The 8,843-nt window shown below is 67.8% G+C and carries 9 protein-coding genes; 6 read left to right on the plus strand and 3 right to left on the minus strand.

What is annotated here, in order from left to right; genetic code table 11:
• Positions 1–1,777 (plus strand): alpha/beta hydrolase family protein (locus B2U11_RS11630; protein WP_292071889.1); only part of this gene is annotated, 1,777 nt, incomplete at its 5' end.
• A gap of 76 nt (positions 1,778–1,853) precedes the next feature.
• Here B2U11_RS11630 and B2U11_RS11635 read toward each other — a convergent pair.
• On the minus strand, positions 1,854–2,168 hold the full coding sequence (locus B2U11_RS11635; RefSeq protein ID WP_292071890.1) for a hypothetical protein: 315 nt from the start codon (positions 2,166–2,168) through the stop codon (positions 1,854–1,856).
• Between the two features lie 164 nt (positions 2,169–2,332).
• On the opposite strand from B2U11_RS11635, the gene B2U11_RS11640 reads away from it, so the two are divergent.
• Both B2U11_RS11640 and B2U11_RS11645 read left to right on the plus strand, forming a co-directional pair.
• The gene (locus B2U11_RS11640; RefSeq protein ID WP_292071891.1) at positions 2,333–4,381 is read left to right on the plus strand and encodes an AsmA family protein; all 2,049 of its coding nucleotides are present in this window, start codon (positions 2,333–2,335) and stop codon (positions 4,379–4,381) included.
• A 46-nt stretch (positions 4,382–4,427) separates the two neighbouring features.
• Positions 4,428–5,279 (plus strand): alpha/beta hydrolase, encoded by an 852-nt coding sequence (locus tag B2U11_RS11645; RefSeq protein ID WP_292071892.1) that lies wholly within the window; start codon positions 4,428–4,430, stop codon positions 5,277–5,279.
• A gap of 29 nt (positions 5,280–5,308) precedes the next feature.
• Here the strand turns inward: B2U11_RS11645 and B2U11_RS11650 are convergent, their stop codons facing one another.
• Positions 5,309–5,935: a methyltransferase family protein gene (locus tag B2U11_RS11650; RefSeq protein WP_292071893.1), complete on the minus strand. Its 627-nt coding sequence runs from the start codon at positions 5,933–5,935 to the stop codon at positions 5,309–5,311.
• 103 nt (positions 5,936–6,038) lie between these two features.
• Positions 6,039–6,599, minus strand: coding sequence for an ATP-dependent protease subunit HslV (hslV, locus tag B2U11_RS11655; RefSeq protein WP_292071894.1), 561 nt, complete (start codon positions 6,597–6,599; stop codon positions 6,039–6,041).
• A 114-nt stretch (positions 6,600–6,713) separates the two neighbouring features.
• Between hslV and B2U11_RS11660 the strand changes: the two genes are divergently transcribed.
• The 3 genes from B2U11_RS11660 to B2U11_RS11675 form a co-directional block, all read left to right on the plus strand.
• Positions 6,714–7,139, plus strand: a complete 426-nt coding sequence (locus B2U11_RS11660; protein ID WP_292071895.1) for a BLUF domain-containing protein — start codon at positions 6,714–6,716, stop codon at positions 7,137–7,139.
• 69 nt (positions 7,140–7,208) lie between these two features.
• Positions 7,209–7,619: a BLUF domain-containing protein gene (locus tag B2U11_RS11665; protein ID WP_292071896.1), complete on the plus strand. Its 411-nt coding sequence runs from the start codon at positions 7,209–7,211 to the stop codon at positions 7,617–7,619.
• Between the two features lie 164 nt (positions 7,620–7,783).
• Positions 7,784–8,843: FAD-binding protein (locus tag B2U11_RS11675; protein ID WP_292071897.1), on the plus strand; the 1,060-nt coding region annotated here is incomplete at its 3' end.

Here is an 8,843-nt window from a genome sequence, read left to right on the forward strand (position 1 = left end):
CGGCAAGCTGTATTTCCTGTCCAGCCGTTCGGGCTCGAGCCAGGTCTGGGTCTCGGCCGACAGGGGCGCGACGGCGACGCAGGTCACGGCCTTGCCGACCGACGTCAACGCCTATCGCATCAACGGCGCGGGCGATGCGGTCGCCGTGTCCCTGGCCGTCTATCCCGACGCGGCGGACCTGAACGCTTGGGTCGCGCGCGGCAAGACCGAGGCCGAGCGCAAGTCGACCGGCCAGGTCTATGACCGCATGTTCGTGCGCCACTGGGACACGTGGAACGACCACACCCAGAACCACCTGTTCGTCCAGTCGATCGGCCGCGACGGCAAGACGACGGGCCAGCCCGTCTGGGTGACCAAGGGCTTCGACGGCGACACCCCGTCCAAGCCCTTCGGCGACGAGAGCGACTTCACCTTCACCCCGGCCGGCGACGCGGTGGTGTTCTCGGCCCGGCTGGCCGGCCGGACCGAGCCGTGGAGCACCAATTTCGACCTGTGGAGGACCAACGGCCTGACCGGCGACGGAACCTTCACCAACCTGACCCCGGACAATCCGGCCTGGGACGCCGGGCCGGTGTTTTCCCCCGACGGTCGCACCCTGGCCTATCGCGCCATGGCCCGCCCGGGCTTCGAGGCCGACCGCTATCAGATCGTGCTGAAGGACGTCGAGACCGGCCAGACGCGCGAGATCGCCTCCAACTGGGACCGTTCGGCCGATACGCTGCAATGGTCGCGCGACGGCCAAACCCTCTACACCACCGCCGGCGACGTCGGCTCGACCCGGCTGTTCGCCGTGGACACGCGCAACGGCGTGGTGACGCCGATCACCGGACCGGGCCACGTCTCGGCCTTCCAGCAGACGCCGTCCGGCTTCGTCTTCGCCCAGGACAGCCTGCGCGAACCGGGCGACCTGTATTTCAAGACCTACCTGGGGCGCGAAACGCCTCGCCGCCTGACCGCCGCCAACCCCGCCTTCGCCGCCAAGACCTTCGGCGAGTACGAGCAGTTCAGTTTCCCCGGCTGGAACAACGAGACGGTCCACGGCTATGTCATCAAGCCGGTCGGCTATGAGGAAGGCCGCAAGTATCCGGTCGCCTTCCTGATCCACGGCGGGCCGCAGGGATCGTTCGGCGACAGCTGGTCCTATCGCTGGAACCCCGAGACCTACGCCGGCGCGGGCTATGCGGTGGTGATGATCGATTTCCACGGCTCGACCGGCTACGGCCAGGGCTTCACCGACGCGATCAGCCAGCATTGGGGCGACCGCCCGCTGGAAGACCTGCAGAAGGGCTGGGCCTACGCCCAGCGTACCTACGACTTCCTCGACGGGGACAACGCCTGCGCCCTGGGCGCCTCCTACGGGGGCTATATGATCAACTGGATCGCCGGGAAGTGGAACGACGCCTTCAAGTGCCTGGTGAACCACGACGGGGTGTTCGACACCTACAACATGGGCTTCGCCACCGAGGAGCTGTGGTTCACCGAATGGGAGAACGGCGGCACGCCGTGGGAAAACCGCGAGGGCTATCAGAAGTTCAACCCGGCCAACCATGTGGAGGACTGGCGCACGCCGATGCTGGTGGTGCAGGGCGACCTGGACTTCCGCATTCCGACCTCGCAGGGGCTGTCGACCTTCACCGCCTTGCAGCGGCGCGGGATCGAGAGCCGGCTGATCGTCTTCCCCAACGAGAACCACTGGGTGCTGCGGCCGGCCAACAGCCTGCAATGGCACGATGAGGTGTTCGGCTGGCTGAACAAGCACCTGGCTCCGGCCGAATAGGCCGGCAGGGTCTAGACGACGTTTAAGGGGCGCGGCCGATGCCGAGCCCCTTTTCTCATGGTCGCAAACTCCGAGCTCAGAGCCCGGCGCGGGTCTGGGTCGTTGCGACCAGGCGGGCGTATTCCCGCTCGGTCATGCAGCGCGGCGCATCCCAGGTTTCCCCGTCACGGCGCGCCTGAATGGCCTCGCGCGCGGTGACGAAGACCGGCTGGACGCCGTGTTCACGCTGATAGGCCCGGCGCGTCGCGGCGTCGGTCTCGCAAATCATCACGGATTGGCGGGCGCCCGCCGAAGCGGGCGACGCGGGCTTGGCCCCCGGCGCCCCGAACGCGACGCTGGCGCTCAGGCCGAGCACGGCCAAGCCGACGGCCGAAACAGCAAGACGGGTCATGGGTCTCCTCCAACGCCTGTTTTCGATCAGGACTCTGACGAATTATGCGCTCAAATCCTGGAATGTAAAGGTTTCACGACAATCACGCGTCAGATACGCGACATCCGCCCGCCGGGCTCCTATTGGAGCTTGGCGCGTTACCTTGGTGGGAGAGGGAGATCGGATTGACCAAGACGCGGAATGCTAAGGATATTTGGCCGAGAATTCGCGACCAGGCGCTGATCCCCGCCGGCGCGCGCGCCGCGCGTTGGCGCGACTGGATCCGCGCCAACGATCCGGTCTATGCAGCCGCCCGGCGTCCTGGCGCGGCCGAGAAATGGGCCGCCTCCATCACCCTGCTGCTGATCGCGGCCGTGGTGGTCTTTCTGATGCTGTTCGACTGGAACTGGCTGCGCGGGCCCATCGGACGCTGGGCTTCGGCCAAGTATGATCGCGAGATCGCCTTGCGCGGTGACCTGGACGTCCGTCTCTTTAGCTGGACGCCTTCGGTCGTCGTCAACGACTTGAAGTTCGGCGGCCCGGACTGGGCGCGTCAGGCCGACACCGCCGACGTCCAACGGATCGAAGCATCGGTGCGCCTGCGCAAGCTGTTCACGGGCCAGATCGAGATGCCGTTGCTCAGCATCACCCGGCCCGACGTGGTGCTGATCGCCGACAAGGGCGGACGCAAGAGCTGGGAACTGGAGCCGGACAAGCCCGACACCGGCGAGGGCATGAAGCTGCCGGTCATACAGCAGCTTGTCATCACCGACGGCCGCCTGCGCTTCGACGAACAGCGGCGCGGTCTGACGCTGGACGCCTCTGTCACCGCGCGCGAAACGGCGAATGACGGCGATGCAGGGTTCGTTCTCGACGGCAAGGGCGCGCTGAACGGTTCGCCCCTGACCCTGCAGATCGAGGGCGGTCCGTTCATCAACATCCGCCGAAACCGCCCCTATAACTTCGAGGCGGTGCTGAGTGGGGCCGGGTCGCGGCTGACGGCCGACGGCGCCATCACCCGCCCCTTCGACCTGGGCCGCTTCAACGCCACGCTGACGCTGGAGGGCCAGAACCTGGCGGATCTGTATCTGCTCACCGGCGTGACCCTGCCCAATACGCCGCGTTATCGGCTGGCGGGCGGGCTGAGCCGCGACGAAGAGGTCTGGACCTTCAAAGACTTCCAGGGTCGGGTCGGCGCCTCGGACCTGTCGGGCGACGTGCGGGTGGACGCCGCCGAGCGACTTCGGGTCGACGCCGACCTAGTGTCGCGCCGCCTGGATCTGGACGATCTTCTGGCCGTGCTGGGCGGCCGGCCCCAGACCAACGCCGCAGCCACCGATACCGAAACCACCGTCGCCGCGCCCGGCAAGCTGTTGCCCGATGCAACGCTGCAGGTCGAGCGGCTGCGTACCATGGACGGAACGCTGAAGTACCGCGCGGCTTCAGTGAAGGCCAACGACTTGGACGTGCGCGCCGTCGATCTGGGCGCCGACCTCAAGGACGGCGTGCTGGCGCTGAACCCCGTCAGCTTCGCCTTCAACAGGGGCGAGATGAACGGGACCGCGCGGATCGACGCCACCCGAGACACGCCCTACAGCACCGTCGATTTCCGGCTGTCGGGCTATCCGCTGGAATCGCTGATCCCGGCCGGGGATGGGCCGGCGCCCCTGACCGGCCGCGCGCTCGGCCGCGCCAAACTGGAGGGACCCGGCGCGTCGATCCACGACTTCGCCGCAGGCTCGAAAGGTTCGATCAGCGTGGTGGTGCCGCAGGGCGAAATGCGCGCCGCCTTCGCCGAACTGCTGGGCATCAACGCCAGCGCGGGTCTGCTGAAGCTTCTCAGCGGCGACCAGTCCAAGGCCGACATCCGCTGCGCCGTGGCGGATTTCACCGTCGCGGGCGGAACGGCGACGGCGCGCACCTTCGTGGTCGACACGGACGTGGTCCTGGCCCAGGGCAAGGGGTCCATCGACCTGGGGGCTGAAACGCTGAACCTGCGCATCGACGGCGAGAGCAAGAAGCCGCGTCTGCTGCGTGTCTGGGCTCCCATCACCGTCGGCGGCCCCCTGACGGCGCCCCGCATCGGCGTCGATGTGGGCGAGGTGGTCGGACAGGGCGGTCTGGCGGGTCTGTTGGGCGCCGTGGTGGCCCCGGTGACGGCCCTGTTCGCTTTCGTCGATCCGGGCCTGGCCGAGGACGCCGATTGCGGCCGCCTGATCGCTTCGGCGCGCTGAGCCCGCCCGGCGCAAGCCGGTCGGCGCTTTGCGACGTATAAGCGCCATGACCCGAAGAGGACTGATCGCGCCGGCTCTGGCGTCCCTGGCCGCAGCCTGCTCCCCGCTGGTGCTGCTCGACCGGTTCGGCCCCAGGGATGCCGGCGCGCGCCGAATCAGGCGGAGCATCGCCTATGGCGATCACCCGCGCCAGCGGATGGATGTCTATACGCCGTCGCGACCGGGCGCGTTTCCCACGCTGGTCTTCTTCTACGGCGGCGGCTGGAACTCGGGTTCGCGTGACCTCTACGGCTGGGCGGCGCAGGCCCTGGCGTCACGCGGCTTCGTGGTCTTTCTGCCCGATTATCGACTGGTCCCGGAGGTGGTCTTTCCCGTCTTCATCGAGGACGCCGCGGCGGCGACGGCGCGCGCGGCCGACCTTGCCCCGACCTATGGCGGCGACGCGGGACGACTGGCCGTGCTGGGCCATTCCGCCGGCGCCTATCTGGCCCTGATGATCGCGCTGGATGCCCGCTACATGATGGCGGCCGGGCGGCCCGACGTGATCCGCGCGGCCGTTGGTCTGGCCGGCCCCTATGAGTTCCTGCCCCTGAACGTGGCCTCGAGCATTGACGCGTTCGGCGCCGCGCCGGACCCCGCCCAGACCCAGCCGGTGACCTTCGCTCGGGGCGACGCCCCGCCGGTCTGGCTGGGCCACGGCGCCGACGACACGGTGGTGCACGACGAGGACACGCTGATCCTGAACGACCGGATCAGAGCCGCCGGCGGACGCTCGACCGCCCGAATCTATCCCGGGCTGAACCACGCCGACCTGATCGCGACCTTCTCGCCCCTGTTCCGCAAGAAGGCGCCGGTGCTTCACGATGTCGTCGCCTTCCTGCGCCAGCACCGCTCCTGACGACGGGGTTCGCCGAAGGGCGACCGCGATCAGGGCAGCCGGGCGAGGACGTGCAGCCAGCCTTCAGCCTGGGCGAAGTCGATGCTCTCGAACAGGGGAATGGCGAGCAGGAAGACGAGGCCGTCGCGAAGGGTGGTCAGGAAGAAGGCGGGACGGACAGTCAGTTCGCCCTCGTCGCGCCACAGGCGGAAGTCGGGCAGGAAGCGGGGGGTCCGGTCGCGATAGGCGGCGTAGGTCGGCCCGAACGCGCCTTCGAGCCAGGCCTCCTCCCGGCGGACCGTCATGTGGAAGACCAGCAGGGAGGCGGCGGTGAACAGGACCGCCAGCGTCAGGCTGCCGCTTTGCGCGCCCACGCCGAACGCCCCGAAGAAGCTGAAGACATAGAGCGGGTTGCGCGTGATCGAATAGGGTCCGCGCGAGACGACCTCGGCCTTCTTTCGGCCGCCGATGTAAAGCGAACACCAGGCCCGCCCGACGATGGCGAAGACGATGGCGGCCAGGCCGATGGCCTCTATGCCTTCGTGAACGCCGCTGTCCAGGCCGCTTGCGGATTGCGACACCATCGTCAGGGCGACCAGCGCCGCCAAGGCGCCGAGCACGGCGCCCTTGCGCAATCTTTGGACAGCCTGGAGATCAAACGGGGAGGTCGTGGTCATCGCGCACCTTGAGGATCTGGATGAATAGCAACGCCTCATCCGTGCGCCGCGCAAGACTTATCTTTGCGACAAATAATCGGTCGCGGCACAGTCGCCCGAGACGCTACAGCGTCTCCACGGTAAGGTTGCCGTTGGTGTACACGCAGATTTCTGCGGCGATTTTCATGGCCTTGCGGGCCACCTGTTCGGCGTCCAGATCGGTCTCCTCGATCAGGGCGCGGGCGGCGGACAAGGCGAAATTGCCGCCCGAACCGACGGCGGCGACGCCATGTTCCGGCTCCAGCACGTCGCCGACGCCTGTGACGGTGAAGATGGACGAGGCGTCCGCGACCAGCAGCATCGCCTCCAGCCGGCGAAGATAGCGGTCGGTGCGCCAATCCTTGGCCAGGTCGACGCAGGCCCGCGCCAGCTGGTCGGGATATTGCTCCAGCTTGGCCTCCAGTCGCTCAATCAGGGTGAAGGCGTCGGCCGTGGCCCCGGCGAAGCCGGCCAGCACCTTGCCGCCCGCCAGGGTGCGGACCTTGCGCGCCGCGCCCTTGACGATGGTGGGACCCATCGAGACCTGGCCGTCGCCGGCGATGACGGTGCGGCCGTTCTTGCGCACCGCCAGGATGGTGGTGCCGTGCCAGTCGGGGAAGGCGGAAGAATTGGAAGAGCGCGTCATGCCTCGCAGATGGCGGCGGGCGGCGCGATCATCAAGGTCAGCGGACAAAGCGCCGCCGCTTCATGAAGGCCTAATTTCGACCAACATATTTCATATAACGGTCATATCGAACCAATGATACCGTTATCGGAAAGCATTAAATTGCTGTATCGTATCGTATATGTGAGCAAAGCCGTCGGCGAGACCGGCCAGAGCGTCCAGTCCCTGGCGCATATCCTGGGCGCCGCGGAGCGCAACAATCGGCGCGACGAAGTCAGCGGCGCCATGATGTTCCACGGCGACGAGATCGTGCAGATCGTGGAAGGCGCGCGTACGGATCTGGATCGGCTGATGCGACGGGTCGGCGCCGATCCCCGCCACTGCGATCTTGTCGTGGTCGAGGACCGCCCCGTGATGCAGCGCCGCTATCGCGAGCCCATGCGGCTATGCCAGACGGACCACCGCTGCGTCGCCAACCATTCCGGCGGCCGTCGACTGCGGGAGATGAGCGCCATTGAGCTTGAGCGCCTGATGAGCGCGTGCAGTCTGCAGGCGGCTTGAGAACACGCGGCTCGGCCCCTAGGCTCACGAAGGGCGTCGGGATTCGGCGTTCGAGTTCGTGAGTATCCCGTGAAATTGTTTCGTGTCGTCTATGTCAGCCGCGCCGCCGAGGCCGTCAGTGACGGCCTGATGCCGTTGATCGACATCATCGGGGTGTCGGACCGGAACAATCGCCGCGACCACCTGACCGGCGCATTGATGCGCCACCAGGGATTTTTCATTCAGGCCATCGAGGGCGCGCGCGGCGACCTGGACCGACTGATAGGGCGTCTGCGGCAGGATCGCCGACATCTGGATCTGAGAATCCTGGCGGATCGGCCGGTGGAAAGCCGCGGATTTCCCGACTGCGCGATGGTGAGGTTGGACGCGCCGCCGGCGGCCAGCGTTTTTCTGGACGACCATCTGGAGGCGCCTGACGCGGCGGACCGGGCCGAGGCGCTGCTGGTCCAGGCCAGCCGGTCAATCGCCGTCACCCCCTAAGCGCTGTTCCCCGACGGGATGAGGCCCTAGATAGGGGCGTGAGCTTTTCCGAAGACGACGTCGAACGCTACGCCCGCCATCTGGTCCTGGCCGAGGTGGGCGGAGCGGGCCAGCAGGCGCTTAGCCGCGCCCGGGTGCTGATCGTCGGCGCCGGCGGCGCGGGCATGCGCGCGGCCATCGAGGCCGGTCAGCGCGCGCACACCGCCGTCCTCACCAAGATCTACCCCACGCGTTCCCACACCGGCGCGGCCCAGGGCGGCATGTGCGCGGCCCTCGCCAACGTCGAGGAGGACAACTGGGAGTGGCACACGTTCGACACCGTCAAGGGCGGCGACTACCTGGTGGACCAGGACGCCGCGGAGGTCATGGCCAAGGAGGCCATCGACGCGGTGCTGGACCTCGAGAAGATGGGCCTGCCCTTCAACCGCACCCCCGAGGGCAAGATCGACCAGCGCCGCTTCGGCGGCCACACCCGTGACCACGGCAAGGCGCCCGTGCGCCGCGCCTGCTACGCCGCGGACCGCACCGGCCACATGATCCTCCAGACGCTGTACCAGAACTGCGTCAAGCACAACGTGGAGTTCTTCAACGAGTTCTACGTGCTCGACCTGCTGCTGGTGGAGGAGGACGCCGTGCGCGAGGACGGCACCGCCTACAAGCAGAAGCGCACCGCCGGCGTCGTCTCCTACGAGCTGGCCACCGGCGAGATCCACGTCTTCCAGGCCAAGTCGGTCATCTTCGCCACCGGCGGCGCCGGCAAGGTGTACAAGACCACCTCGAACGCCCACACCCTCACCGGCGACGGCATGGCCATCGCCTACCGCGCGGGCCTGCCGCTCGAGGACATGGAGTTCGTGCAGTTCCACCCGACCGGCCTGGCCGGCCTGGGCATCCTGCTCTCCGAGGCCGCACGCGGCGAGGGCGGCATCCTCCGCAACGCGGACGGCGAGCGCTTCATGGAGCGCTACGCCCCCACCATCAAGGACCTCGCCCCGCGCGACATCGTGGCCCGGTCCATGGCCGAGGAGGTCCGTCAGGGCCGCGGCGCCGGCCCCAACAAGGACTACGTGCTGCTCGACCTGACGCACCTGGAGCCCTCGCACATCGACGAGAAGCTCCCGGACATCACCGAGTTCGCCCGCACGTACCTGGGCGTCGAGCCCTACACGGAGCCGGTGCCGGTGTTCCCCACCTGCCACTACTTCATGGGCGGCATCCCCACGA

Origin of the sequence: Brevundimonas sp. UBA7534 (assembly GCF_002479325.1) — a bacterium.
GTDB lineage: Bacteria > Pseudomonadota > Alphaproteobacteria > Caulobacterales > Caulobacteraceae > Brevundimonas.

Coding starts and splice junctions, on each gene's coding strand:
- hslV (WP_292071894.1), bottom strand. CDS start 6,599: ATGACGCGCTCTTCCAATTCTTCCGCCTTCCCCGACTGGCACGGCACC.
- B2U11_RS11660 (WP_292071895.1), top strand. CDS start 6,714: ATGATACCGTTATCGGAAAGCATTAAATTGCTGTATCGTATCGTATAT.
- B2U11_RS11645 (WP_292071892.1), top strand. CDS start 4,428: ATGACCCGAAGAGGACTGATCGCGCCGGCTCTGGCGTCCCTGGCCGCA.
- B2U11_RS11650 (WP_292071893.1), bottom strand. CDS start 5,935: ATGACCACGACCTCCCCGTTTGATCTCCAGGCTGTCCAAAGATTGCGC.
- B2U11_RS11635 (WP_292071890.1), bottom strand. CDS start 2,168: ATGACCCGTCTTGCTGTTTCGGCCGTCGGCTTGGCCGTGCTCGGCCTG.